The following is a 24,662-nucleotide window of genomic DNA, read 5'->3' as shown; positions in this document are numbered from 1 at the left end:
CCCGACGCTATCGCCGAGGGGCTCAAGCGTCGGCCAGCGCCGCTTGCAGCGCGTACGACAGCGCCGGCAGCATGGCCGTGATCTCGGCCATGCGCGCGGTATCGGGCGCGCGCTGCTCGGGGCCCCACACGGCTTCCGGAAAATGCGTATCCCACCGATAGCGCGGAATGACATGCCAATGCAGATGCGGCACGAAGTTTCCGAAGCTGGCGAGGTTGATCTTGTCCGGCGCCAGTTCGGCGCGCAGCACGCGCTCGACCCGGGCGACGACTTCCATCAGCCAGTGGCGATCGGCATCGGACAAATCGGTCTGCTCGGCCGCATGGTCGTTCCAGATGACACGGCAGAAGCCCGGAAAGCGCGCGTGCTCGACCAGCACCACGCGCGCCTTGGCATTACGCCAGACGGGCTCGCCGCCATCCGCCTCGCACAGCGCGCAGCCTGGCGTCCGCTCGATCGTCGTCACACCAGCACGCGCTCGATGCCGCCGGCGTTGGCCTGCGCAACGTAGTCCTGCAGCCAGGTCTCGCCGAGCACATGACGCGCCATCTCGACCACGATGTAGTCGGCCTGCACCGAGACATCTTCGGTGTAGCGCGACAGACCCTGCAGACATGCCGGGCAGCTCGTGAGGATCTTCACGTCGCCGTTGAACGCCTCGCCCTGGCCGTTGGTCTGGCCAAGGCTGCGCAGCTTGTCGGCGCCCTTCTGCATCTCCTCTTCCTTGCGGAAGCGGACCTGCGTGGAAATGTCGGGGCGCGAAATCGCCAGCGTGCCCGACTCCCCGCAGCAGCGGTCATTCTTCTCGATCGCGCGGGTCTGGCCGTCGGCGCCGATGTTGCCGCCCATCAGTTGGTTGACCAGCTTGGTCGGGTCCATGGTCTTGATCGGGGTGTGACAAGGGTCGTGATACATGTACCGCGTGCCCTGCACACCGTCGATCTTCACGCCCTTCTCCAGCAGGTATTCGTGAATGTCGATGATCCGGCAGCCCGGGAAGATCTTGTCGAATTCATACCCGGCCAGCTGGTCGTAGCAGGTGCCACAGCTCACCACTACCGTCTTGATGTCGAGGTAATTGAGCGTGTTGGCCACGCGGTGGAACAGCACGCGGTTATCGGTGACGATCTTCTCGGCCTTGTCGAACTGGCCGGTGCCCCGCTGCGGATAACCGCAGCACAGGTAGCCCGGCGGCAGCACCGTTTGCACGCCGGCGTGCCACAGCATTGCCTGCGTGGCCAGACCCACCTGCGAGAAGAGGCGCTCCGAGCCGCAGCCCGGGAAGTAGAAGACCGCCTCGCTGTCCGGCGTGGTCGCCTTCGGGTTGCGGATGATCGGGACGATCTCGTTGTCCTCGATGTCCAGCAAGGCGCGCGCGGTCTTCTTGGGCAGGTTGCCCGGCATCTTCTTGTTGATGAAGTGAATCACCTGCTCGCGCACCGGCGGCTTGCCCACCGTGGCGGGCGGACGAGCGGTCTGCTTCTTGGCGAACTTCTTCAGGATGTCGTTGCCCAGACGCTGCGCCTTGTAGCCCCAGTCGAACATCACCTTGCGCGTGAAGTTGATCGTCTCGGGATTGGTCGCGTTCAGGTAGAACATCGCTGCTGCGGTGCCGGGGTTGAACTTCTTCTGCCCCATCTTGCGCAGCAGGTTGCGCATGTTCATCGACACATCGCCGAAGTCGATCTTGACCGGGCACGGCGTCACGCACTTGTGGCACACCGTGCAGTGGTCGCCCACGTCGGCAAACTCTTCCCAGTGCTTGACCGACACGCCGCGGCGCGTCTGCTCTTCGTACAGGAAGGCCTCGATGAGCAGCGACGTGGCAAGAATCTTGTTGCGCGGGCTGTACAGCAGGTTGGCGCGCGGCACGTGCGTGGCGCACACCGGCTTGCACTTGCCGCAGCGCAAGCAGTCCTTGATCGACTCCGAGATGGCGCCGATGTCGCTCTGCTGCATGATGATCGACTCGTGCCCCATCAGGCCGAACGACGGCGTATAGGCGTTGCGCAGATCAGCAGCCAGACCTTGCGGGTCGTTGATGTCGCGCAGCAGCTTGCCCTTGTTGAAGCGGCCGTTCGGATCGACGCGGCGCTTGTAGGCAGCGAAGTCGGCGATCTCGTCGTCGGTGAGGAATTCCAGCTTGGTGATGCCGATGCCGTGCTCGCCCGAGATCACGCCGTCCAGCGAACGCGCGAGCGTCATGATGCGGGCCACCGCCTTGTGGGCGTCCTGCAGCATGTCGTAGTCATCCGAGTTGACGGGGATGTTGGTGTGCACGTTGCCGTCGCCGGCATGCATGTGCAGCGCCACGAACACGCGGCCGCGCAGCACCTTCTTGTGGATCGCCTGGGCCTCGTCGAGGATCGGCTTGAACTCGCCGCCGTTGAAGATCTTGCGCAGCTCTGCGCGAATCTCCGCCTTCCACGACACGCGGATCGTCCGATCCTGCAGCAGATGGAACAGGTTCGCGTCGGGCTGATTCACCAGACGGTCGTCGATGGTCTGCGCAAGGTAGCCCAGGCCAAGGCCGATGAGGCTTGCGCGCGCCGTGGTGACCGGCGTGTCGAGATGATCGAGCAGGTATTGCCAGCGTGCACGCGTGGCACGCAGCAGTTGCTGCGCCTGTTGCACGCGGTCTTCCAGCAGTTCTGCGCTGGGGATCTCGTTGGCGTCGTCGGTACGGCCCAGCGGCAGGTTGCTGCCGGCAAAAAAGTCGAGCAGCGCGTCGGTCAGCTTGAGCTTGCTCTTGATCGACAGTTCGATGTTGATGCGCTCGATGCCGTCGGTGTACTCGCCCATGCGATTGAGCGGGATCACCACGTCTTCGTTGATCTTGAAGGCGTTGGTGTGCTTCGCAATCGCGGCCGTGCGCGAGCGGTCGAGCCAGAACTTCTTGCGTGCTTCGGGGCTCACGGCCACGAAGCCCTCGCCGCTCTTGCCGTTGGCCAGGCGAATCACTTCCGAGGTGGCGCGCGCCACGGCATCATCGTCGTCGCCAACAATGTCGCCGATCAGCACCATCTTCGGAAACGCGTTGCGCTTGCTCTTGGTGGCGTAGCCGACCGCGCGCAGGTAGCGCTCGTCCAGGTGCTCCAGACCGGCGAGGATCGCGCCGCCGGGCTTCTTGGTCTCGGCGTCGAGGTAGTCCTTGATCTCGACGATGCTCGGGATCGCGTCGCGCGCCTGGCCGAAGAACTCCAGGCACACGGTGCGGATCGACTTGGGCATGCGATGCAGGATCCAGCGCGCGCTCGTGATGATGCCGTCGCAGCCTTCCTTCTGCACGCCGGGCAGGCCGGCCAGGAACTTGTCGGTGACGTCCTTGCCGAGCCCTTCCTTGCGGAACTTGCGGCCTTCGATGGTGAGCGTTTCGGTGCGCAGCAGCTTGGCGCCGACCGGCGCGTTGCCGTCGAACCACTTCAGCTCGAACGTGACGACCGGCGCGTCGTGAATCTTGCCGAGGTTGTGATTGAGGCGCTGGACTTCGAGCCAGTTGCCATCCGGGTCAACCATGCGCCACCAGGCGAGGTTGTCCAGCGCGGTGCCCCACAGCACGGCCTTCTTGCCGCCCGCGTTCATGGCGACGTTGCCGCCAATGCACGACGCGTCGATCGAAGTCGGGTCCACGGCGAAGACGAGGCCAGCCTTGTCAGCCGCATCTGCCACGCGACGCGTGACCACGCCGGCGCCCGAGTAGATGGTCGCCACGGGATGGTCGACGCCCGGCAGGTCCGTCATCTCGACCGCATCCAGCCGCTCCAGCTTTTCCGTATTGATGACAGCCGAGAACGGTGTGAGCGGCACGGCGCCGCCGGTGTAGCCGGTACCGCCTCCGCGCGGGATGATGGTCAGACCCAGCTCGAAGCAGCCCTTGACGATCCCGGCAATCTCTTCTTCCGTATCGGGCGTGAGCACCACGAACGGATATTCGACCCGCCAGTCGGTAGCGTCGGTCACATGCGACACGCGCGACAGGCCGTCGAACTTGATGTTGTCCTTCGCGGTGACGCGGCCGAGCACCTTCTGTGCGCGACGGCGCAGGTCGTACACCTGGGCGAATTCTTCCTGGAATGCCTTGACGGCGCGGCGTGCATGCACGACCAGTTGCTCGACCTTGCTGGCACGCTCGTCGCCCACGGGGTCGTGGTGCGAATCGTGGTCGGCCACGCGGCGCTTCTCGATCTCCGCCAAGCGGTGATTGAGTGCGTCGATCAGCATCTGCCGGCGCTTCGGGTTGTCGAGCAGGTCGTCCTGCAGATAGGGGTTGCGGCGCACCACCCAAACGTCGCCCAACACTTCGTACAGCATGCGTGCCGATCGGCCGGTGCGGCGCTCGGCGCGCAGTTCGTCCAGGATTTGCCACGCAGACTCGCCCAGAAGACGGATGACGATTTCCCGATCCGAGAACGAGGTGTAGTTGTAGGGAATCTCGCGCAGCCGGGGCGCAGCGTCCTGCGCCGTGAGTTTGGCGTCGATCAGAAGTGGGGCATTCATGGCGTGCCGCTGGGGAGGGAGGGCGCGGCAAAGAGGGCCCAAGCCGCGCGGTCTTTAAAGGGCGATTGTACTGCAACGTGCGCCGTTGATGCGTCGCAGCAACGGTATCCCTGCCGGTGACATGGGCGGCAAAACCGCCGCGTTTTCAATGGCTTGCGAAAAGCGGAAGGTCGCCAAAGTGCCGCATGCACCACGCAAACGTCACATCATCACGCTCTTGATCCAACCGAGGATGCCGTGCCAGAAGCCGTCGGGGAGGGTCATCAAGGCCGCAGTCATGGCCAGATAGCGCAGGAATTTGCCGATGGCCATGTACATGACGCTGGGCCAGAACTTCAGGCGCAGCCAGCCGGCCAGCGTGCAGAGCGGGTCGCCAATGCCGGGCAGCCAAGACACCAACAGGGACGCCGGCCCAATGCGGCGCATCCAGCGGAAGTATTTTTTATCGAGCGGAGGCTCGCGGTGGCGCTTGGGGTGCGGCACGTGCTGGGCGTGCTCGGTGTTGTGCTGACGGCGGCGGCGCGCAAGGTGGTAGCGCACCAACGCCAGCTTGGCCGCGTAGCCCATCCACCAATCGACCACACCGCCCAGCGTGTTGCCGAGCGTGGCCACGACGATGGCCGGCCAGAACATGTCCGGATTGAGCTTGATGTAAGCAAAAACCGCCGGCTCTGAGCCCAGCGGCAGGAGGGTCGCCGAGATGAAACTGACGACGAAGATGGCAGGCAGCCCGACCTTGGGCAGGGCGAGTGTGGCAAAAAGCGTGTCGATCCACTGTTCCATGCGGTCGATTGTAGAGGGCGGGCGGTCGCGGCGTCGCTTGGGGGCCGCCCTAGCCGCTCAGGCGAAGAACAGATAGGCGACCAGCACGGCGCCGATCAACCCGATCAGGTCGGCCCACAGGCCACACGCCAATGCATAACGCGTGTCCTTGATGCCGACGCTGCCGAAGTACACCGCCAGCACGTAGAACGTGGTCTCGGTCGAGCCCTGGATGATGGCGGCCAGCTTGCCCTGGAAGGAATCGACGCCGTACGTGGTCATCACGTCGACCATCAGGCCGCGCGCACCGGCGCCGGACAACGTCTTCATCAGCCCCACGGGCAGCGCGGGCACAAAACGCGTGTCGATGCCCAGGTGCGCGAATAGCGCGGAAAGCCCTTGCATCAGGAAATCCATGCACCCCGCCGCGCGAAACACGGCAATGCCCACCAGCACCGCCACCAGATAAGGGACGATGCCGATCGCCACCTGAAAGCCATCCTTGGCGCCATCGACGAACGTTTCGTACACGTTGATGCGACGAATTGCCCCACAGACCAGGAACGCCACGACGATGGTGAGGATGGCGCCCGCGCCGATCAGTCCGATCCACGCCGCCATCTGCTGCGGCGGAAACTGGCGCAGCCATGCAAACAGCAGCCCCATCGCCGCGACAAAGCCGCCGAAATACGCCAGCAGCGCAGGCTTGAACAGGTTGATGCGCTGGTACCACGCCACCGCCGCAATGCCCGCGCAGAAGCCGATGAACGTGGACAGCAAGGTCGGCAGGAAGATGTCTGCCGCGTTAAAGCCGACCAGCCCCTGCTTGACCGCCATGGCCTGGCGGATGGCGATCACGGACGTCGGCACCAGCGTCACGCCAGCCGTGTTGAGCACCACGAACATCAACTGCGCATCGCTGGCACGCTGCGGCTGCGGGTTGATCTGCTGCAACTCGCGCATGGCCTGCAGACCAAGCGGCGTGGCGGCGTTATCCAGCCCGAGCACGTTGGCCGAGACATTCATCATCATCGCGCCGTTGGCGGGATGGCCGGCTGGCACGGAGGGAAACAGGTGCCGCATCAGCGGGTTCACGAGCCGCGCGAACAGATCGACTACGCCAGCGCGCTCGCCCACGCGCATGATGCCCAGCCACAGCGCCATCATGCCGGTCAGGCCGATCGCAATTTCGAAACCGGTGCGCGCGGCATCGAACATGCCGGTCAGCATGCGGGAGAAGACTTCCATGTCGCCCTGCACCACCTGAACGCATGCGGTTACGAAGGCAACGAGGAAGAAGGCGAGCCAGACGAGGTTCAGGGCCACGGGGTTTGCGCGTTGGAATCGGACAAGCCGCTCATTGTGCCTGCGGGGGCGTCTCGATCGGATGGATCAGGTGGAAGTTGTCGTAGTCGACCGACGTGACGCCACCCTCGTCGCGGATGAGGTCGGCATATCGATAGTTCCAGCGGATCTCGTCATGCCGCCAGGAATAGCGCGCCTGCACGTTTTGCGCGGCGGTCTCGTCGGCGCCCTCGATGGTGAGCAGCAGCAAGGCGTCACCGGCGGCGAGCGATTCTGCGGTGGCGCCATGCAGCGGGCTGGTTTCGTCGATGACATGCATCATCACCCAGCCCAGCAGGAAGATCGGATGCTCGCTGCGCTCCAGCTTCAGGTCGTGGATCTTGTAGATCGAGTAGCCCTCGGGCGAGACCTCGTCCTGCATCAGGCGCAGCCGGGCGGTGGCCTCCGCGATGACGTTCTGGCGCGCATTGGCTGCCCGCAGCATCAGCGTTGACCTGCCGTTGAGCGGCCGCACGACAACGTTGCGGGCAAACATGATCTTGGCGCGCGGGCGCGAGAACCGCGCAAATACCAGCCCCGTCGCCATGGCGATGCCCGACATGCCGATGAAGATCTCCAGCGTGGCGATGACGTGGGCATAGAGCGTTTGCGGGTGCATGTCGCCATAGCCCACCGTGGCCAGCGTCTCGACGCTGAAGAAGAAGGCCCCGACGAAGCCGGGCGGCGACTGGTTCGCGATCGCGCCGTCACCCAGCGAATACAGCCCCGCGAATACCGCATTCAGCGCCAGGAACATCGTCGCCAGCAGCGCGAAAAAGGTCGGCCAGTTGACTTCAAGCGCGTGGTGATAAAGGTCACGCCAGCCCAGCGGAGGCATGCCGTAGGCAATGACGTGCTGCGTGCCAGACCAGACTTTGCGACCGCGGCGTGCGCGCCCGGCACGCTCCGAGGAAGACGACGGGGTGTTCATGGAGGCCTCTCGCCGATGATGCGCCGCGCCCGCCCGGACGCGGCCGAGGCAGTGTACCGACCGGCACGCCGGTCCGACAAGGCGCACAAGACGCCGCGTGATAGGCTTACGGGCTCTGTTCACGTCCAACCCGGTCCGCACCATGGCCATCGATTACCTGAAGAAAATCCTGACTGCGAAGGTCTATGACGTCGCGGTGGAAACCGAGCTGAAGTTCGCGCCCAACCTGTCGGCGCGCACTGGCAACCGTGTCTACCTCAAGCGCGAGGATGACCAGCCGGTGTTCTCGTTCAAGCTGCGCGGCGCCTACAACAAGATGGCCTCGCTCACGCCGGCCGAGCGCAAGCGCGGGGTGATTACGGCGTCGGCGGGCAACCACGCGCAGGGCGTAGCCTTCAGCGCGGCCCGGATGGAATGCAAGGCCGTGATCTGCATGCCGGTGACGACGCCGCAGTTGAAGATCGACGGCGTGCGCTCGCGCGGCGGCGAGTGGGTCGAGGTCGTGCTCCACGGTGAAAGCTATTCCGACGCCTACAACCACGCCGCCAAGCTGCAGGAAAAACACGGCTATACCTTCGTGCACCCGTTCGACGATCCCGACGTGATTGCCGGCCAAGGCACGATCGCCATGGAAATCCTGCGCCAGCATCCGCAGCCCCTTCACGCCATCTTCTGCTCGATCGGCGGTGGCGGTCTGATCTCGGGCGTAGCGGCCTACGTGAAGGCCGTACGGCCGGACGTCAAGGTGATCGGCGTGCAGAGCGTGGATTCCGACGCGATGGCGCGTTCGGTGGCAGCCGGCAAGCGCGTCGAATTGAAAGACGTCGGCCTGTTTGCCGACGGCACCGCGGTCAAGCTGGTGGGCAAGGAAACCTTCCGCATCACGCGGGAGCTGGTCGACGAGATCATCACCGTGGATACGGATGCCATCTGCGCGGCGCTCAAGGACGTGTTCCAGGACACGCGCAGCCTGCTGGAACCTTCCGGCGCGCTGGCGCTGGCGGGCCTCAAGCAGTATGCCGAGACGCACAAGCTGAAGAACGAATCACTCGTGGCCGTGGCCAGCGGCGCCAACATGAACTTCGACCGCCTGCGCTTCGTGGCCGAGCGCGCAGAAGTGGGCGAGGCGCGCGAAGCCGTGTTTGCCGTGACGATTCCCGAAGAGCGCGGCAGCTTCAAGCGCTTCTGCGAGCTGGTCGGCTGGTCGCGCAACGTGACGGAGTTCAACTACCGCATCGCCAGCAAGGACGCCGCGCATATCTTCGTGGGCGTGCAAATTGCGTCGCGCGCAGAGGGCGACAAGATTGCCGAGAACTTCCGCAAGCACGGTTTCCCGACGCTGGACCTGTCCAACGACGAACTGGCCAAGCAGCACATCCGCTACATGGTGGGCGGGCGTTCGCCGCTGGCGGAAAACGAGCATCTCTACCGGTTCGAGTTTCCCGAGCGGCCCGGCGCGCTGATGAAGTTCCTCTCGAGCATGAGCCCGAACTGGAACATCAGCCTGTTTCACTACCGCAATCAGGGCGCGGATTCGAGCAACATCCTCGTCGGCATCCAGGTACCGAAGAACGAGAAGCGCGAGTTCAAGGCGTTCCTCGCCACGCTGGGCTATACCTATTGGGACGAAAGCGAGAACCCCGTCTACAGCCTGTTTTTGTGATGAGCAACCAACCCGAACATTCGCCGCTGGGCAAGACCTCCGCCTACAAGACGGAGTACGACCCGAGCCTGCTGTTTCCGATTCCGCGCCAGGGCAAGCGCGACGAGATCGGCCTCGCCGCCGGCACGCCCCTGCCCTTCTTCGGCGTGGATCTCTGGAACCTGTACGAGCTGTCGTGGCTGAACCTGCGCGGCAAGCCGCAGGTGGCTGTCGGTACAGTGATCGTGCCGGCGGACTCGCCCAACATCGTTGAATCGAAGTCGTTCAAGCTGTATCTGAATTCGTTCAACCAGACGAAGGTGGCGTCGCACGAAGCGCTGCAGCAGTTGATCCACCATGATCTGTCGGAGGCGTGCGGCGCGCCGGTGCAAGTGCGCATCGTGCCGCAGGAGGAATTTGCCCGGCAGAAGATGGGCGAGCTCGATGGCCTGCTGCTCGACCGCCTGGACATCGAAACGGATGTCTACCAGCCCACGCCCGAGCTGCTGCATGCCGATGAGGAAGAAAGCCCGGTCGAAGAAACGCTGGTGTCGCACCTGCTGAAGTCCAATTGCCTTGTAACGGGCCAGCCGGACTGGGGCAGCGTGCAAATCCGCTATGTGGGTGCGCCGATCAACCAGGAAGGGCTGCTCAAGTACCTGATTTCGTTCCGCGAGCACAACGAGTTTCACGAGCAATGCGTGGAGCGGATCTTTACCGACATCCTGCGCCAGTGCCGGCCCGTCAAGCTGGCCGTGTATGCGCGCTACACGCGGCGCGGCGGGCTGGACATCAACCCGTTCCGCACAAACTACAACACGCCGTGGCCGGATAACCTGCGCAATGCACGTCAGTAAGCGCTGACGCTACGCAAGACACGCGAGGCGCCTTCGGGCGCCTTTTTTCTCGCCTGAGCGATCCGCCAAACGGGCAGTTCGGCCTCGTCCATTTTGTGGACGGCTCCGCCCTGTCGTTTCACGACCGCTCGCCTATAGTGGTATCCGCAGTACGCCACCCGGGGGAAATCGTGAAGGGCCCATCCGCATTTCGTGGACAGGGCGCTCTCGACGGGGACATTGCCATGAAGAACGCACCATGGGGGCCGCTTCGCGCGGTTGCGTGCGCATGCCTGCTGCTGTGCGGCAGGTCGGCACTTGCACAGACCAACGAGCCGGTGGACGACAAGCCACCTAGCCTGGAAGCGCTGCAGCGCGAGCTTGCCGATACGCAGGCGCGCCTGCAGGAACTCAAGCGCTCGATCCAGCAACAGGAAACGCACTTGCGGCGCATGCGGCGCGCGCTCGGCATGAGCGATGGCCGCCTCGACACCGTGCGCGGTGCCGGTGCCCCTGGCGCGGCAGGCGACGCATCGCAAATTGCGCAGAACGACCAGCCCGGCACCACGCCTGTCGGCAAACCGCCGGAGCCGCCTGACCGGCCGCCACGCATCGCGCAGATCTTCGATGAGCCCAGTGCGCTTACACCGCCGGGCAAGGTCGTCGTCGAGCCGTCATTGCAGATGGCGTATTCGTCGTCCGACCGCGTGGCGCTGGTGGGCTACACCATCATCCCCGCGCTGCTGATTGGGCTGATCGACGTACGGCAGGTGAAGACCACCACGCTCACGGGCACGGTTGCGTTGCGTTACGGCCTGGCACGGCGCTGGGAACTGGAAGCGCGCGTGCCCTATGTGTACAGCGCCAGCGACACCGTCAGCCGCGAACTGTTCACCGGCACCGCGACAGACAACGCCTTCAGCTCGCATGGGCGCGGCATTGGCGATGTGGAACTGACCGCGCGCTACCAGATCAATGCGGGCGGCGTCGACAAGCCGTTCTACATCGGCTGGCTGCGCTTCAAGACACGCACCGGCAAGGATCCGTTTGAAGTCACCACCGATTGCGTGACGCGCTGCGTGAGCAACACCACGGGCACCGGCCTGCCTCTGCAGCAGCCCACGGGCTCGGGCTTCTTCGCCGTTCAGCCGGGGCTGACGTGGCTGTTCCCGACAGACCCGGCGGTTTTCTTCGGCAGCATCAGCTACCTGCACAACTTCGAGCGCAAGGACGTGAGCCTGAACCTGGTGGACGGCTCACAGCAGTTCCTGGGCAACGTGAAAGCCGGCGACATCATCGGCCTGAACTTCGGCATGGGGCTGGCGCTGAACGAAAAGGCATCGTTCTCGATTGGCTACGACCAGAGCATCATCGCGCCGACCAAGCAGAACGGCCAGCGTGTGCCGGGCTCGGTGCGGACAATTCTGGGAACGTTGCTGGTCGGATATTCGTACCGCCTCTCGCCCAAGATGTCGCTGAATCTGTCGGTGGGGGCAGGCCTGACGCGCGACACGCCGGACCTGACCGTCACGCTTCGCCTGCCGATCCAGTTCTAACTCAGTGCAGAGTGGTGGCGACGTTGGCCAACGCGCCTTGCAGCACGTTGGCGAGATTCATCTGACGGAATTGCGGCAGGCTGTTGACCGCCGCATTGATGGTCGTCACCGCCTGCAGTGTCTGGTTGTTCAGGCTGTTCTGGATGACCGTGGCCGCCGCTGCCGCACCTGCGTTCACGTCTGGCGGCGCGACATTGTTTGGCCCGTTCTGCACGAGGTTGACCGTGTTGACCACCGAGGCCAATTGCTGCGCCTGGGTGGCCGTCATGCGTGCCACATCGGGGATGTTGACCGATGCGCTCGCCACCAGATCGCCGTTGACGTAGACCGCCCGGTCGATGCCGAACGAGATGCGCAGCCCTGCGAGCGAGGGCACATCAAACCCACCGCGCATGTCGTCGAGCTTGTCTTCGGACACGGCGTGCCAGGCATGGACGGGATTGTCATCCATGCCATCCATGCCGGCAGCAAACGCATGCCCGGCCGCAGCCAGCGCAAACCAGCCGGCCCACGCCATCTTGCCAAACCGCTTCATGATGCCCTCCTGCCGGACGACCGGACTGCCATGCAGACGATGCTCAGAAGTCGGAAGGACCGTGCTTGGGAACGACGATGTTTCCCAGGCCACTGCGGTCCATGCCCTCCTCCAGCGGCGCACGGGGTGCCACGCGCCAATCCGATGCGGCATTGAACGTCGCCCCCGCCTCGCGGTTGTGGACGACGAACAGCAAATGGTTGTCCCACATGCTCTCGAAACTCGCACGCGGGATCGCGCGTGTGCCCATGGCCGGATCGCCCACCAGCACGCGCCCTTCCTGCACGCCCTTGACCACCACGAAGTGGTGATAGCCGTTTTCGGTCAACAGCACGATGGCCGGCAAGTGGGCGTCCTTCAATGCATCCAGCGGCTGCTCGAAACCATCGGCCTCAAAGCCCACAGACTGCAGATAGCGTTTGATGTCGAGCAGCGAAAAGCCTTCTCGCCGGATCTTCTCCTGGTTGCCATGCTCGTACATGGCCTGGAACACAGCCTGCTCGCTCACCGGATAGCCGTACTGATACGTGAGCAGCGTCGCCACTGCGGCCGACCCGCAACTGAAGTCGAAGCGCTGATGCACGGTGCGCAGATAGCGCGCGGCCTTCATGCTCGTCACGGGCACGGCATACGTGCCGCCTCCCGTGCCGAGCATGTCGATCGCGCCCGCCAACGCGGGCCCGCACATTAGTGCCATCAGCACTGCACCGCACGCCTTGCGCATCGTTCCGTCCTTCACAACGAACTCAAGGCCGGAACTGCACGTTGACGATGGTGGCGTTCTGGATCAGCACGTTCGCTCCGCTGTTCTGGATGACCGTGGGGATCCCGCTGGCGTTGGCAAACGAGCCGTCGCGCACGATGTTCGACCCCGTCGCCACGTTCACGGCGGCGTTGTCGCTCACGGTGCCCGACAGGCGCGCGTCATTGACGGTCTGGTAGAGATCCTGCGTGCCGCCGCGATAGCTGTCGAGCCGATCTGCACCCACCGCATGACCGAACCCAGGCACCGACACGGCCGCGGCGACCGGGGGACGCACCGCTTCCGTATTGGCTGTCTGAGCACCGTCTGCGATGGACGCATCGTCCGCCGCCATCGCCGCTGCCGCTGGCCACCCTGCCAGGCCGCATGCCAACCACCATGCTGCCCATCCTGCTGTGGTTCTTCTGTCGGATCGCATCGAATGTCTCCTATACGCTCCAACTGCGGGCCGGACCACGGATGCGGTCCGGCCCTGTCCACCGCCATGCGCGCAACATCAACGCACGCGCAGCGGCACTTCCCCGCTCACACCCGATGTCGACTCAATGGCCGACATTCAGGTTGGCCTGCACGTTGACGCTTTGCTGGACGAGAGATGCAAAGCCGCTGTTCTGGTTCGCAATCATCACCCCGGCAGCGGACTGGCCGACACTGGTCATGGCGTTGGACATGTTGAACGTGCCTGCGTCCACCATGACCGTGCCGCCTGCACCGCCGGTGCCACCCACCGCACCGTTGCCGACACCGCCATTGCCCACGCCGCCTGCACCGCCGGCCGCACCGACTGCACCCACAGCGCCATTGCCCGCAGTGGACGATGCCGCGCCGTTGGTTGCGCTGCCGTTGGTCGCGCTGCCGCCTGCGCCGCCATTGCCGGCCACGTTGGTAGCTGCACCGCCCGCACCTGCTGCGCCGCCCGTGCTGGTGCCGGTGGCCGCGCTCGTGCCAGTGCCTGCGCCACCAGACGCTGTAGAGCTGCCACTGGTGCCGTTACCGCCCGCCGCGCCGTTTCCGCCGGCCGCGGCTGCAGCGCCGCCCGTTGCTGAGCCTGAGCCATGATGGTGATTGGCGTCACCGCCATTGGAGCCACCGGCACCGCCGCCGCTGCCTCCAGCGCCACCGCCCGCCGCACTAGCGCTGCCTGCCAAGCCACCCAGGCCCGCGCCCAAGCTCGCCGACAGCGTGCCGGAACTGCCGCCGCTACCACCGCCGCCTGCGTTGCCTGCAGCGCCACCGCCATTGCCACCGTTGCCGGCCACTGCGCCGCCGTTGGTCGCACTGCCGTGCGTGACACTGCCCGAGCTGCCGCCCGCGCCACCGCTGCCGCCTGCACCGCCAGCGCCACCATTGCCGCCAGCGCCTGTGCCGCCGTAGCCGTATCCGCCACGCCCGCCCGCACCGCCATTGGCCGAGCCGCCATTGTTGGTGGCGACGTTGCCGATGCCCGAAACGCTGATGTTGGTGACGGTGCCATCCAGCTTGGAGACGGCAATCGCCTTGCTTGTGTTAAAGGCGTTGGTGAATGTTGCCGTTGCCACGCCGCCGTTGTTGGCGGCGGCGGTGCCATAGCCGTCTGCATTGGCCCAGCCGCTGTTGTCGCGGTTGCTGCCCTGGCTTTGGTTGTTGTGCTGATTCGAGTTATCGGTTGCCGTGGTGGTTGTGGTGGTTGCGGTGTTCGTCGTCGTGTCTGTGCTGGTGTTGGTTCTGTTGATGGTTGACGTATTGGTTTGGGTCTTGTCACCCGCGCCGGACGCCGTGTTCCCGATGTCGGCCAATGCAACGCCAGAGACCCCCAATCCCATGGCGATCGCGGTGGCCAGTAAGGTCTTCTTCATAACGCACTCCATAAAGGTGAGAGGGACGGCTGGAAACGCAGCCAGTGAGGCCGGCGCGCTCTGCCTGTGGGAAAAACATGACCCACCCCGGGGCGGCTCGTTTGCATAATCGGTGCCAACTTCCCGGCCCACCCCACACGGCTGTTCTAAGCGTTTGAAAACGCAAAAGTTTCACCGGCACGCGCATACATGGGCGCGCGCCGTGCCACGCAATCGTGTCGACACATGCAACTTTTGGGGGGCTGTTGGCGCCTTTTCGGTTGCGGCACCGATACACCGTCGTGTCACGCATGGCAGCCATGGCCTGCATGACCTTCGCGCGAAGACGCAAACCACACGCACGCATGCGCGCAGCGAAGATGTTTGAGACGGACGATTGGGTGGGTGTTTCAGGCGTGATACACCGCCGCCTCGTCGTTCACATTGCGTGAGCGGTGGGTCGCCGGCGGGTGAGCATGCCGTGGCGCACGTCGCGTCGTGTTGCGCGCCTCGATGGCATGCACATCGCGAACACGCGGCCTTATGTGGCCGTTTGACTGCGAGTGCCCCCTATCAGCAAGACGCACGCGGGAAACGTGTCTCGGTTTTTACCCCGGGCGTTGCCCAGGCAGGCGAACAAAGCTGCGCGCGACAAGCATCGTCAAGGCAACGAAAAGCCGCGCGCAACCGGTTGGCATTTCAGCGGCGAAACCGCAAGCTCCGGTTTTAGGCCGTGGCGGCCACCGTCAGCTTGAGTTCTTCGATCATGCGGTCGCGCATGACGAACTTCTGCACCTTGCCCGTCACCGTCATCGGCATCTCGGTGACGAAGCGGATATAACGCGGGATTTTGTAGTGCGCGATCTGGCCCTGACAGAACGTGCGAATCTCTTCTTCCGTGGCCTGCTGGCCGGGCTTGAGCACGATCCACGCGCAGACCTCTTCGCCGTACTTCGGGTCGGGCACGCCAAACACGTTGACGGCCTGCACCTTCGGATGCCGGAAGAGGAATTCTTCGATCTCGCGCGGATACACATTCTCGCCGCCGCGGATGAGCATGTCCTTCACGCGGCCGACGATGTTGCAGTAGCCCTCGGCATCGAACGTTGCCAGATCGCCCGTGCGCATCCAGCCGTCGTGGATGGATTCGGCGGTCTTGGCCTCGTCGTCCCAGTAGCCGAGCATGACCGAATAGCCCTTCGTGCACAGCTCGCCCTTTTCGCCCACGGGCACGACCTCGCCCGCGCCATCCACCAGCTTGACCTGCAGATGCGGCTGGATACGGCCGACAGTGGTCACGCGCTTGTCGAGCGGGTCCGTTACGGCGCTCTGGAATGACACCGGGCTCGTCTCCGTCATGCCGTACGCGATGGTGACTTCACGCAGGTTCAGCTCCGACACCACGCGTTTCATCACCTCGATAGGGCAAGGCGATCCGGCCATGATGCCGCCGCGCAGCGTCGATACGTCAAAGCTCTTGAAATCCGGATGATCGAGCTGCGCGATGAACATCGTCGGCACGCCGTGCAGTTGCGTGCAGCGTTCTTCCGCCACCGTGCGCAGTGTGGCCAGCGGATCGAACGCCTCGCCCGGAAACACCATGCACGCGCCCGTGGCCGTGCAGGTGAGCACCGACATGACCATGCCGAAGCAGTGATACAGCGGCACGGGAATGCACAGCCGATCGCCCTCTTGCAGGTTCATCGCCATGGCAACAAAGCGCGCGTTGTTCACCACGTTGACATGCGTGAGCGTGGCGCCCTTGGGCGCGCCGGTCGTGCCGCTGGTGAACTGGATATTGATGGCGTCGTCAGGCGACAGCCTGGTCGTGATGGCATCCAGCGCATCAACGGGTACGCTTTTTCCGCGCGCAACGACGTCGGCAAAGTTCAGCATGCCGGGGGTTTCCGCCTCGCCCATCCGGATGACCCAGCGTAACGCCGGCAGCTTGGCGGCATTCAACGCGCCGGGCTGCGCGGTCGCCAGTTCGGGCGCGAGCGTCTGCAGCATTTCGAGATAGCGGGAGGTCTTGAACGCCTCGGCCGCCACGATGGCCTTGCAGCCGACCTTGTTGAGCGCGTACTCCAGCTCCGATAGCCGATATGCCGGGTTGATGTTGACGAGGATGAGCCCCAGGCGCGCTGTCGCGAACTGCGTGAGCACCCATTCGACGCGGTTGGGCGACCAGATGCCGATGCGGTCTCCCCGTTCGAGCCCCAGCGCGTGCAGGCCGGCGGCCAACGCATCGACCTGTTCGGCAAAGGCACGCCACGTCCAGCGCACGTTCTGTTCGCGGAACACAACCGCCTCGTCATCGGGGCAGCGGCGTACTGTTTCCGCCAGCAACGCCGAGACCGTCACGTGCGCCAGCGGCACCGCCGTATCGCCCACGACATACGACACACCGTTGCGCGGTCGCGCGTCGAAAACCTCACCAGCCATGGATGTCTCCTCCAATCAACGTTGGCCTTTTTGGGGCCTTGTTCTGAATGATTTGTAACCAATGCTTCCACCGCAATTTGACGCAGCTTGACGTATTTGGCAATCCGTTGCCGGACGAACAATGACCCGGAACAATTGCTGCGCTGCAGCAGCAAAAATCGGTGGATGCCGCCATCAACGCGCTAACATGCCGGCCTGACGTTTTGCGCTTTCTTGCACGTAGGGAATGACGATGATCGTAGTAGTGATGGGTGTTTCGGGTTGCGGCAAATCCACGGTGGGCCAGAAGATTGCCGAGCGGCTCGGCTGTGCTTTCCGTGATGGCGACGAATTCCACTCCGAGGCCAACCGCGCCAAGATGCACGCCGGCATCCCTCTGAACGATGACGACCGCAAACCCTGGCTCGAATCCATCCGCGCCTACATGGATGAGAAGACCAGCTCCGGACAATCGCTGGTGGTTGCCTGCTCCGCGCTCAAGCAACGCTACCGCGACGTGCTGCGCGGCCCCGCCGGCAATGCCGAGTTCGTCTATCTGAAGGGCGACTTCGATCTGCTGCAAAGCCGCCTGGCTGCACGGAAAGACCACTTCTTCAACCCGAACCTGCTGCGCAGCCAGTTCGAGGCACTGGAAGAGCCCACCGACGCGGTCATCGTCGACATCGCGCTGCCGCCCGAAGCCATCGTCGACCAGGCTGTCACGCAACTGCAGGCTCGCGCCGCGCACCGCCCGGCCGCCTGAACCTGCCCGATCAGCGCTAGCCGCGCCTGAGTTGTTGCAACACGGCTTGCACCTCGCCGTTGCACACGCGGCTCATGCGCTCCTGCTCACGCGGCGTATCGATCTGCTCGTGCGCCTGCAGCCCCAGTTCGATCAGCGATTGCACGCGCGGCAGCCAATGGCGCGTGAGCGCTGCCTGCAGATCTGCGGCAATGCGGTCTGGGTCTCCAAAATAGAGCCGGCCGCCGTATTCGCTCTCGATCTCCTTGCGGATCACCTCGGCGGCGTGCGGCAGCACCGCTCGGTTGACGGCCACATGCCGCAACTCATGCTCGCGGATGGCGTTGTACGCGCAAGTGCCCGGCGCAAATTCGCGCGCCACCGTCACCCGGAAGTTGTTCAGTACAAGCTCCACCGAGATGGACGGCCGCAGGCAGGTCGTAGCCGGCTGTGTGGCGATGGCCATGTAGCGGCTGTTGACGTCGAAGCGTGCGACCAGCGTCGCGTACGTCTTACCCAGCACGCGCGCTGAGCGGTCGTACGGCGGCGCTTCGGCGGTGAGTTGATCGACCGAGCGGTCGTTGGAGAAAGACAGCGGCGTTTCAGTGGCGCGCACCTCCACGCGCATCGGGCCGAGCGCCTGGTCGCACGCCTTGAGCCAGTGCGATTTGTTGGCATTGAAGGCGGGGCCGCCCGCAGTGCCTGTCGCGGCGGCGACGTTTTCGATCGGCGCAAAACGCACATCCGCCAGCCTCAGCCGATGCAGCCGACTCCATTGCCAGGCGCCGGCCGCCGCGGCCAGCACTAATCCCAATACCACCACCCGACGCATGCTGGGCTCCCCGTTTGCGCATCCCGACCGGGCTACGCAGGGGCGCCATCGGTTGGGTCATGCCGGTGTCAGTTCCACCGGTTCTCGGTTCTCATGCTGGGCGGCGACCAATCGCCTGATCTGCTCGCCCGATCGTTTGAGCGCTGCGCGCGCCTCTGGAAGGAAAGGATAGAAGATCGGCCACACGTGCGGAAGCCGCCGCCCCATTTCTACCGAAACGGATACCCCGGCAGCCCTCGCGCGCTCGGCCATTCGGAGGGTGTCATCGCGCAGCACTTCGCTGGTGCTGACATAGCAGTGCAGCGTGGGCAGGCCCGTGAAATCGGCATACAGCGGCGAGGCGAGCGGATGGTCCGTCGGCGCGCCCGAATCGCCCAGGTACAGCGCCGCACCGTGCGCCATCCAGGCACCGCGAAACATCACGTCGGATTCATCGTTGTCGATCAGGCTCTGGCCGGTGGCTGCCAGGTCCGTCCACGGCGAATACAGCACCGCGCCGGCGGGCAGCGGGTCAGCCGCATCGCGCAAGGCCACCAGCAGCGCCAACGCCAGCCCGCCGCCCGCGGAATCGCCGGCCACCACAATGCGCGATGGCGCCACGCCCTGCGCAAGCAGCGTGCGATACGTGAAGAGCGCATCTTCCACCGGTGCTGGAAACGGATGTTCGGGTGCCAGTCGATAGTCCGGGACGCACACGCGGGCCCGCGCATGCGTGGCGAGGCCAATGGTGATCGGGCGATGTGTGCGCGGGCTGCAGAAAAAATAGCCGCCGCCATGCAGATAAAGGACGACGGGCGCATCGGCATGCAGGTCGGGATCAGCGGGCTCGATCCATTCGCCGGTGAGGCCGTCGCCGCCGGCGCCATGGGCCGGCACGATGCGCCAGTCCGGCGGCAGCTCGACCGGTACGGGCATCTTGCGCTTTTCAGCGTGCAGGCGGGTCGCAATGGGGTCGAAGGGTTCCCGCTCGGTCGGCTTCTTGACCTGGTTGCGCACCATCCTTGAGACGACCCAGTTCTGCCAGCTCATCGCGCAACCCTCCGCTGCAAAGTTTCAGGCTAGCGAGGAAGCGCTGCCCAGACAATCGGTTCCCACCCTGCTTGGACGCGAGTGTCCCCACGGGGCAACGCCGTCTCTCAAGCCGTAGCAGCAAGCCTGCCCAAGGGCGACAAGCCGAAAGACGCGCGCTGAGCGCATCCCCGCCTCAAAAGCAAAAAGCCTGCGACGCAACCGCCGCAGGCTTTTTGCTTTCGCACCTTGGGGCGCTGAAGTCCCCTTTCAGTGCCGGCCCCGTTGAGCCCGATCAGTTGACCTTGAGCTGACCGCCGCGGCCCAGGCCACCCTTGACGTCCTGCGCCTTGTAACTGCGCAACGCGACGACCATCTTGTTCCACGCGTCGATAAAGGCGACCACCGTGGCCTTGCCTTCCGGCGTGCTGGAGAAGCCGGCCAGACCGCCGCCCACGCCGCCGCCGAAGCCGGCCAGCACGGCGCCATAGTTCGTCGCCGTCGAGCTGCCTTCCGCAGCTGCGATCTGCACGGCCGAGCGCACGTCAAACAGCGTCAGCGTCACGACCGAAGCCTTCGACCTCACGCTGCCGGCCAGCGCGGCGATGGCGCTGTTGCCCAGCAGGCCGCCCACGGCGCCCGCCACACCGCCGATCGGCGAGTCGTTGATGATGATCTGCGGCTCCATGTAGTAGTCAGCCGCCACGCGCTGGCCCTTCTGCTGCTTGGAGCCGGCACGGTATTCACCGGAGTTGCGCTGCAGATCGGTGATGCGCGACAGGCGTGCGTCGGTCTTCTGGTTGCCGATCGACGTGATCACGAAGCAGTTCGATTGCTGCACGGCCATGCGCAGCAGCGGGTCGATGGTCGTCACCTTGGTGGCGCTGCCGAACTGGCCGTACCAGTCGGCATTGCGACCATCATCCATGGCAATGGTGCCCAGCGGCGAGGCGCAGCGCTCGAGCGTCGGGTCTGCACCCACGCTGGAGCCGCCGGCCGCGGCGCCGCTCACGCCGGCGTTCTGACCGCCCGGCGTCACCATGCCGCCGCCTGCGCACGCAGCCAGGGAAGAGATGATCAGTGCTACGCCTGCGGCCTTGGCAGTGCGGCTGAGAAGATTGGTTTTCATATTGTTGTGTGGCTCACATTGAGTCGATGTTCGGCTTATGCGTCCTGCGACTCAATAAGCCCCCCTTGATCAGGCGTACGGGGTGTGCAACAGGCTTTCCCCCTCCCCGAACGGCCTTGAAACGCTTTGAAACGGATGACTGCGGCGTCTGCTCAGTACCAGTACCAGCTCGTCTGGCGCCAGACGCCGAGGTACGGATAACCCGAATACCAATAGCCGTAGTAAGTGCTGCGCCATTGCGTGCGCCACTTGTAGTCGTCTTCGTCGGATTTCTTGGCCGCGCGTGCCTGCTCAAGCAGCTTCTTCGATTCCTTGTCGCCGCGGCTCACGGCAATCGACAGCCATTTTTCAGCTTCGCGCGGGTCGGAGCCCATCTCTTCCAGCCCGAACAGGTAGAACGCGCCGAGCGCCTTTTGCGCCTGCAGGTTGCCGTGCTCGGCAGCCTCGCGCATCCAGTTCAGCGCCTGGTAGCTGTCCTGGCGGACGCCGTCGCCGCGGAAATAGCGCAGGCCCAGGTCGTACGCGGCCTTGGGCTCCCGCTTGGCAACTTCCTTGAGTGCGGCAATGCGCGGATCTTCGTCGGGGATATTTGCCTGATCAAACGCCACCTGGGCTTTCGGCCGATCGGCACAGCCGCGGTCATCGCACACCCGCACCACATCGCTGGGCGGCTGCGGCTGGGCACACGCTGCCAGCAGTGACACGACCCCCAACATCAGCAAACGATTCCGCATTCGCCTGACCCTCATTTTTATTGTTGCTGTTGATTGGAGAGAAACTCCGTTGAGAGCCTGGCGAGTGCCGGTCGTTTTTGCGATCCCGTTCGCAAAACCGGCAGCCGCCAGATCGGCTGCGCAACGCTTTCTCTTCCGCGCCCCCGCAGGATTTGCGGGCACATGATATAGATCGGTCTACTTTAGCGTGAAGCGTGTGCCGTTGTGTTATCAAAGCGTAAAGCTGACGAAGCAACAACACGCTGCAGCCGACCGTTTTCGGGGCAAGCCGCCAAGGTCGCAACAAGGGGCCGATGCTAAGATGCGGCTCGGCAATCAAGAGAGGTAGCAATGCGCGCAAGTAAGCGCCAACAGGTGGTGGACAAGGCCGGCGAGCTGTTTTCCAAGCACGGCTTTCACCCCGTGGGCGTCGATTGGATCATCGACGAGTCCGGCGTCGCTCGGATGACGCTGTACCGGCACTTTGCCGGCAAGGAAGATCTGATCAAGGAAGTGCTGGAGCAGCGCTATACCTTCGTCATGGGCAGCATTGCCGAGACGCTCAGCCCCATGCCCGACGCCACTGCCCGCCTCAAGGGCATCTTCGATTGGTACGGCACATGGTTCCGCACCCCCGAGTTTGCAGGGTGCCTGTTCGAGCGCGCACTGGCGGAGTTTGGCGCCACCTGCCCCAAGGTGACCGACGTGGCAGTGCGCTACCGCGACGATCTGCTGGCAATGATGGAAACGCTGCTCAAAGATGTGGTGCCCGCCAATGCGGCGCGACAGCTCGCGGGCGTGTATGTGATGCTGCTGTCAGGCGCCACGGCCGACGCCCGCGCGATTGGCGATCCGTCCGCCGCTTCACAGGCCTGGCAGGCCGCAGAAACCCTTCTGAACCAGGCCAGGGCGACCACCGAAGCGGTCTAAACCCGGCCGCCGCAGGCTACCAGCCGCGCTGCACCCGTCGCGCAATCATCGAGGGCAAGCGCAGCATGCCCTCAGCCGCCAGGCGTAGATGCATCCCGACCAGCAGGATGTTGTCGCGCAGGTACCGGAAATGCGACACACCGCCCTCGTGTGCGCGAAAGTAGCGCACCGGTGCCGCCAGCCGGACAGGACGCACGCCCGCCCAGCACAGGCGCACCGCCGCTTCCGGGTCGAAATCGAAACCGCGCATCCATATATGCCGGCGCATGATCTCGGCCAGCGGTGCAATCGGATAGACGCGAAAGCCGAACAACGTATCGCCAATACCGGCCCACAGGGTCTCGATGTCTGCGCAGCCATTGGAGAGGCGCCGGCCGTGCACACGTATCTGCGGCGCCGTTGCGTCGAACACCGGCTGGCCGAGGATCATCGCGTCGGGCGCCGCCTGCGAGGCAGCCATGAATTCGGGGATCAGGTTGGCGGGATGCTGCCCGTCGGCGTCCATGGTCAGCACGTAGGTAAAGCCCGCCGCGGCGGCGGCTTCCAGCCCGGCCAGTACGGCCACGCCCTTGCCGCGATTGCGCGGCAGCACAATCACGCGCAGCCCCGGGTCTTGCGCGGCCATCGCCTGCAGACGTTCGGTGCTGCCGTCGGTGCTGCCGTCGTCCACCACCCAGACCGGGTTCCACTGCGCGCGCGCACTGCGCACGGTGTCGTCAACCTTGGGGCCTGGGTTGTAGCTTGGAATCAGAACGAGGTGCGAAGTGGAAGCGCCGGTCATCGGCATGGCGTCGGTCCGGCCAAACGTTGAAAACGGAATGCGTCGGGCGCTGGCGCGAGCCTATCGCGTGCGGTGTTCTGCCACGTAGGCCGCGAGCGAGCCCAGCGAGGCGAAGATTTTCTGGTTATCGGGATCGCCCGAGCGCAGCTCAAAGCCGTATTTCTTCGAGATCAGCAGCGCCACTTCGAGGATATCGATGGAATCGAGCCCGAACCCTTCGCCATACAACGGTGTGTCGGCGGTCAGGGCATCGAGTTGAATGTCTTCGAGATTCAGTTCGCCGATCATGAGCGCGGCGAGCTCTTTTTCCAGGTCGTTCATCGGTCTTGCAACCACAGGCGGCGTGCAGCGGGGATTACGGCCAGAGCCCGCGACGATCTCCTTGCCCGAAGCCCCTGCCTTGTCCAGCCCAGCCTGTGAAAGGGGGTCGTTTAAGCTACGCGGATTCTAGACGAAGGGTCACACCCCGTATAGCGCGAAACCGTGACAAAGACCGCAGATGGCGGCGCCTGCCCGAAGTGACGCAAACGATTCAACGGCTTGCGGGGCGCCGCAAAGCGGCAAGGGACGCGACGGCAGGGCCGGCCGGCCGCCGTACATCCGGTTACAAACACGCCGCCGCCGGTTCGGGCGAGACCGGCCCGGGGCCCTAGAATGTGCTCCGCCCTACGATGAAACTGCCGCACCCACCGACGATCACCATGCAGCGCCGCTCCTCCCACCTTGCCCTGCCATGCCGCGACTGACCCGCTTTGCGCGGGGCGCAGCAGGCGTGGGCGCGGTCGTGGCGTATCAGGCCGGTGCGCATTACGCAGCGGCTACGCCTGGCGCGCATGGCATCGGCCTGGCGATGGCGCTCGTGCCGCCGTTGGCAATTGCCTTGGTCGCAGCCACACGTTCCACGCATCGGGCATGGGTGTTGCCGCTGTGGCTGCTCGTCTGCGGAATGCTGTGGGCGGCCCGCGCGCCGCTGGCAGCGCATTTTGACTGGGGCCTGTACGCAGAACATGCAAGCTTCAACCTGATGATGGCCTACGTTTTCGGCCGCACGCTGGTGGCAGGAAGCGAGCCGCTGTGCACGCGCTTTGCCCACATGGTGCACGGCACGCTCACGCCTCGCATCGCGCGCTACTCGCGGCGGGTCACGCTCGCATGGACGCTGTTCTTCCTGGCAACCGCCGCCGTGTCCACGCTGCTATTTGCCGCGGCCTCGACCGTAACGTGGTCCACGTTTGCGAACTACCTGTCGTTGCCGCTGGTGGGCGCGATGTTCGTGGCGGAATACCTGTGCCGCCGCATCGTGCTGCGCGGCGAGCCACACTCCAGTCTGTTCGATGCGGTACGCGCCTATCGACAATCGCAGCAATCCGGGCACGCCACACCCGTCGCCACAGAGCGCTCCCGCTGAACCCACACGCCCTCAAGA

The 24,662-nt window shown here is 64.6% G+C and carries 22 protein-coding genes; 6 read left to right on the top strand and 16 right to left on the bottom strand.

Translation table 11 applies throughout. The features are described from left to right. Positions 1 to 22 precede the first annotated feature (22 nt). From ACTJK4_RS03165 to ACTJK4_RS03145, 5 genes are all read right to left on the bottom strand, one after another. On the bottom strand, positions 23 to 466 hold the full coding sequence (locus ACTJK4_RS03165) for an HIT family protein (RefSeq protein ID WP_440815961.1): 444 nt from the start codon (positions 464 to 466) through the stop codon (positions 23 to 25). Then, a complete protein-coding gene (locus tag ACTJK4_RS03160; protein ID WP_440815958.1) occupies positions 463 to 4,497 on the bottom strand; it encodes a DUF3683 domain-containing protein in 4,035 nt (1,344 codons plus the stop codon). Before ACTJK4_RS03160 ends, ACTJK4_RS03165 begins: the two co-directional genes overlap by 4 nt. Positions 4,498 to 4,698: 201 nt before the next feature. Next, complete coding sequence (locus tag ACTJK4_RS03155) at positions 4,699 to 5,280, bottom strand: YqaA family protein (protein WP_232041923.1); 582 nt, start codon at positions 5,278 to 5,280, stop codon at positions 4,699 to 4,701. Positions 5,281 to 5,337: 57 nt separating this feature from the next. Continuing rightward, positions 5,338 to 6,585 (bottom strand): nucleoside recognition domain-containing protein, encoded by a 1,248-nt coding sequence (locus tag ACTJK4_RS03150; RefSeq protein WP_232041922.1) that lies wholly within the window; start codon positions 6,583 to 6,585, stop codon positions 5,338 to 5,340. Between the two features lie 31 nt (positions 6,586 to 6,616). After that, positions 6,617 to 7,534, bottom strand: coding sequence for an ion channel (locus tag ACTJK4_RS03145; protein ID WP_260803086.1), 918 nt, complete (start codon positions 7,532 to 7,534; stop codon positions 6,617 to 6,619). 142 nt (positions 7,535 to 7,676) lie between these two features. On the opposite strand from ACTJK4_RS03145, the gene ilvA reads away from it, so the two are divergent. The 3 genes from ilvA (at position 7,677) to ACTJK4_RS03130 (ending at position 11,568) form a co-directional block, all read left to right on the top strand. After that, entirely contained in the window at positions 7,677 to 9,197 is a 1,521-nt protein-coding gene (gene ilvA / locus ACTJK4_RS03140) for a threonine ammonia-lyase, biosynthetic (RefSeq protein WP_232041919.1), read from the top strand. After that, positions 9,197 to 10,033, top strand: coding sequence for an NADPH-dependent 7-cyano-7-deazaguanine reductase QueF (gene queF / locus ACTJK4_RS03135; RefSeq protein ID WP_232041918.1), 837 nt, complete (start codon positions 9,197 to 9,199; stop codon positions 10,031 to 10,033). Before ilvA ends, queF begins: the two co-directional genes overlap by 1 nt. A gap of 224 nt (positions 10,034 to 10,257) precedes the next feature. Further along, complete coding sequence (locus ACTJK4_RS03130) at positions 10,258 to 11,568, top strand: transporter (protein ID WP_232041917.1); 1,311 nt, start codon at positions 10,258 to 10,260, stop codon at positions 11,566 to 11,568. Between the two features lies 1 nt (position 11,569). Here ACTJK4_RS03130 and ACTJK4_RS03125 read toward each other — a convergent pair whose 3' ends face one another. From ACTJK4_RS03125 to ACTJK4_RS03105, 5 genes are all read right to left on the bottom strand, one after another. Next, positions 11,570 to 12,103 carry a hypothetical protein gene (locus tag ACTJK4_RS03125; protein WP_316868292.1) on the bottom strand — a complete coding sequence of 178 codons (534 nt, stop codon included), beginning with the start codon at positions 12,101 to 12,103 and terminating at the stop codon, positions 11,570 to 11,572. Positions 12,104 to 12,146: 43 nt separating this feature from the next. After that, complete coding sequence (locus ACTJK4_RS03120; RefSeq protein WP_343618895.1) at positions 12,147 to 12,827, bottom strand: C39 family peptidase; 681 nt, start codon at positions 12,825 to 12,827, stop codon at positions 12,147 to 12,149. Positions 12,828 to 12,849: 22 nt separating this feature from the next. Then, the gene (locus ACTJK4_RS03115) at positions 12,850 to 13,284 is read right to left on the bottom strand and encodes a hypothetical protein (protein WP_260803090.1); all 435 of its coding nucleotides are present in this window, start codon (positions 13,282 to 13,284) and stop codon (positions 12,850 to 12,852) included. 124 nt (positions 13,285 to 13,408) lie between these two features. Then, the gene (locus ACTJK4_RS03110; RefSeq protein ID WP_440815952.1) at positions 13,409 to 14,701 is read right to left on the bottom strand and encodes a hypothetical protein; all 1,293 of its coding nucleotides are present in this window, start codon (positions 14,699 to 14,701) and stop codon (positions 13,409 to 13,411) included. A gap of 705 nt (positions 14,702 to 15,406) precedes the next feature. Next, positions 15,407 to 17,122 carry an AMP-binding protein gene (locus ACTJK4_RS03105; protein ID WP_440815950.1) on the bottom strand — a complete coding sequence of 572 codons (1,716 nt, stop codon included), beginning with the start codon at positions 17,120 to 17,122 and terminating at the stop codon, positions 15,407 to 15,409. Positions 17,123 to 17,354: 232 nt separating this feature from the next. Here ACTJK4_RS03105 and ACTJK4_RS03100 point away from each other — a divergent pair, with 232 nt between their 5' ends. Then, complete coding sequence (locus tag ACTJK4_RS03100) at positions 17,355 to 17,864, top strand: gluconokinase (protein ID WP_232043087.1); 510 nt, start codon at positions 17,355 to 17,357, stop codon at positions 17,862 to 17,864. Between the two features lie 16 nt (positions 17,865 to 17,880). Here ACTJK4_RS03100 and ACTJK4_RS03095 read toward each other — a convergent pair whose 3' ends face one another. The 4 genes from ACTJK4_RS03095 to ACTJK4_RS03080 all read right to left on the bottom strand — a co-directional run bounded on the left by ACTJK4_RS03095 (position 17,881) and on the right by ACTJK4_RS03080 (position 21,546). Continuing rightward, a complete protein-coding gene (locus tag ACTJK4_RS03095) occupies positions 17,881 to 18,675 on the bottom strand; it encodes a hypothetical protein (protein ID WP_232041912.1) in 795 nt (264 codons plus the stop codon). A 57-nt stretch (positions 18,676 to 18,732) separates the two neighbouring features. After that, the gene (locus ACTJK4_RS03090; protein WP_232041911.1) at positions 18,733 to 19,704 is read right to left on the bottom strand and encodes an alpha/beta hydrolase; all 972 of its coding nucleotides are present in this window, start codon (positions 19,702 to 19,704) and stop codon (positions 18,733 to 18,735) included. A gap of 274 nt (positions 19,705 to 19,978) precedes the next feature. Continuing rightward, the gene (locus tag ACTJK4_RS03085) at positions 19,979 to 20,812 is read right to left on the bottom strand and encodes a hypothetical protein (protein ID WP_045203800.1); all 834 of its coding nucleotides are present in this window, start codon (positions 20,810 to 20,812) and stop codon (positions 19,979 to 19,981) included. A 152-nt stretch (positions 20,813 to 20,964) separates the two neighbouring features. Further along, the gene (locus ACTJK4_RS03080) at positions 20,965 to 21,546 is read right to left on the bottom strand and encodes a tetratricopeptide repeat protein (RefSeq protein ID WP_232041910.1); all 582 of its coding nucleotides are present in this window, start codon (positions 21,544 to 21,546) and stop codon (positions 20,965 to 20,967) included. A 330-nt stretch (positions 21,547 to 21,876) separates the two neighbouring features. Between ACTJK4_RS03080 and ACTJK4_RS03075 the strand changes: the two genes are divergently transcribed. After that, positions 21,877 to 22,455: a TetR/AcrR family transcriptional regulator gene (locus ACTJK4_RS03075; protein WP_232041909.1), complete on the top strand. Its 579-nt coding sequence runs from the start codon at positions 21,877 to 21,879 to the stop codon at positions 22,453 to 22,455. A 16-nt stretch (positions 22,456 to 22,471) separates the two neighbouring features. On the opposite strand, the gene ACTJK4_RS03070 is transcribed toward ACTJK4_RS03075, so the two are convergent. Then, positions 22,472 to 23,242: a glycosyltransferase family 2 protein gene (locus tag ACTJK4_RS03070; RefSeq protein ID WP_045203803.1), complete on the bottom strand. Its 771-nt coding sequence runs from the start codon at positions 23,240 to 23,242 to the stop codon at positions 22,472 to 22,474. A gap of 54 nt (positions 23,243 to 23,296) precedes the next feature. Next, the gene (locus tag ACTJK4_RS03065; RefSeq protein ID WP_004633317.1) at positions 23,297 to 23,557 is read right to left on the bottom strand and encodes a phosphopantetheine-binding protein; all 261 of its coding nucleotides are present in this window, start codon (positions 23,555 to 23,557) and stop codon (positions 23,297 to 23,299) included. A 412-nt stretch (positions 23,558 to 23,969) separates the two neighbouring features. Here ACTJK4_RS03065 and ACTJK4_RS03060 point away from each other — a divergent pair, with 412 nt between their 5' ends. Further along, complete coding sequence (locus tag ACTJK4_RS03060) at positions 23,970 to 24,644, top strand: hypothetical protein (protein WP_440815944.1); 675 nt, start codon at positions 23,970 to 23,972, stop codon at positions 24,642 to 24,644. Positions 24,645 to 24,662 lie beyond the last annotated feature (18 nt).

Origin of the sequence: Ralstonia sp. 22111 (assembly GCF_052045895.1) — a bacterium.
GTDB lineage: Bacteria > Pseudomonadota > Gammaproteobacteria > Burkholderiales > Burkholderiaceae > Ralstonia > Ralstonia wenshanensis.
This window is presented reverse-complemented; position numbering and strand designations above follow the sequence as displayed.

Bases quoted from the DNA above. Each gene is read 5' to 3' on its own strand.
- ACTJK4_RS03160 (WP_440815958.1), bottom strand. From the start codon at position 4,497: ATGAATGCCCCACTTCTGATCGACGCCAAACTCACGGCGCAGGACGCT.
- ACTJK4_RS03155 (WP_232041923.1), bottom strand. From the start codon at position 5,280: ATGGAACAGTGGATCGACACGCTTTTTGCCACACTCGCCCTGCCCAAG.
- ACTJK4_RS03145 (WP_260803086.1), bottom strand. From the start codon at position 7,534: ATGAACACCCCGTCGTCTTCCTCGGAGCGTGCCGGGCGCGCACGCCGC.
- ilvA (WP_232041919.1), top strand. From the start codon at position 7,677: ATGGCCATCGATTACCTGAAGAAAATCCTGACTGCGAAGGTCTATGAC.
- queF (WP_232041918.1), top strand. From the start codon at position 9,197: ATGAGCAACCAACCCGAACATTCGCCGCTGGGCAAGACCTCCGCCTAC.
- ACTJK4_RS03130 (WP_232041917.1), top strand. From the start codon at position 10,258: ATGAAGAACGCACCATGGGGGCCGCTTCGCGCGGTTGCGTGCGCATGC.
- ACTJK4_RS03125 (WP_316868292.1), bottom strand. From the start codon at position 12,103: ATGAAGCGGTTTGGCAAGATGGCGTGGGCCGGCTGGTTTGCGCTGGCT.
- ACTJK4_RS03120 (WP_343618895.1), bottom strand. From the start codon at position 12,827: ATGCGCAAGGCGTGCGGTGCAGTGCTGATGGCACTAATGTGCGGGCCC.
- ACTJK4_RS03115 (WP_260803090.1), bottom strand. From the start codon at position 13,284: ATGCGATCCGACAGAAGAACCACAGCAGGATGGGCAGCATGGTGGTTG.
- ACTJK4_RS03110 (WP_440815952.1), bottom strand. From the start codon at position 14,701: ATGAAGAAGACCTTACTGGCCACCGCGATCGCCATGGGATTGGGGGTC.
- ACTJK4_RS03105 (WP_440815950.1), bottom strand. From the start codon at position 17,122: ATGGCTGGTGAGGTTTTCGACGCGCGACCGCGCAACGGTGTGTCGTAT.
- ACTJK4_RS03100 (WP_232043087.1), top strand. From the start codon at position 17,355: ATGATCGTAGTAGTGATGGGTGTTTCGGGTTGCGGCAAATCCACGGTG.
- ACTJK4_RS03095 (WP_232041912.1), bottom strand. From the start codon at position 18,675: ATGCGTCGGGTGGTGGTATTGGGATTAGTGCTGGCCGCGGCGGCCGGC.
- ACTJK4_RS03090 (WP_232041911.1), bottom strand. From the start codon at position 19,704: ATGAGCTGGCAGAACTGGGTCGTCTCAAGGATGGTGCGCAACCAGGTC.
- ACTJK4_RS03085 (WP_045203800.1), bottom strand. From the start codon at position 20,812: ATGAAAACCAATCTTCTCAGCCGCACTGCCAAGGCCGCAGGCGTAGCA.
- ACTJK4_RS03080 (WP_232041910.1), bottom strand. From the start codon at position 21,546: ATGCGGAATCGTTTGCTGATGTTGGGGGTCGTGTCACTGCTGGCAGCG.
- ACTJK4_RS03075 (WP_232041909.1), top strand. From the start codon at position 21,877: ATGCGCGCAAGTAAGCGCCAACAGGTGGTGGACAAGGCCGGCGAGCTG.
- ACTJK4_RS03070 (WP_045203803.1), bottom strand. From the start codon at position 23,242: ATGCCGATGACCGGCGCTTCCACTTCGCACCTCGTTCTGATTCCAAGC.
- ACTJK4_RS03065 (WP_004633317.1), bottom strand. From the start codon at position 23,557: ATGAACGACCTGGAAAAAGAGCTCGCCGCGCTCATGATCGGCGAACTG.
- ACTJK4_RS03060 (WP_440815944.1), top strand. From the start codon at position 23,970: ATGCCGCGACTGACCCGCTTTGCGCGGGGCGCAGCAGGCGTGGGCGCG.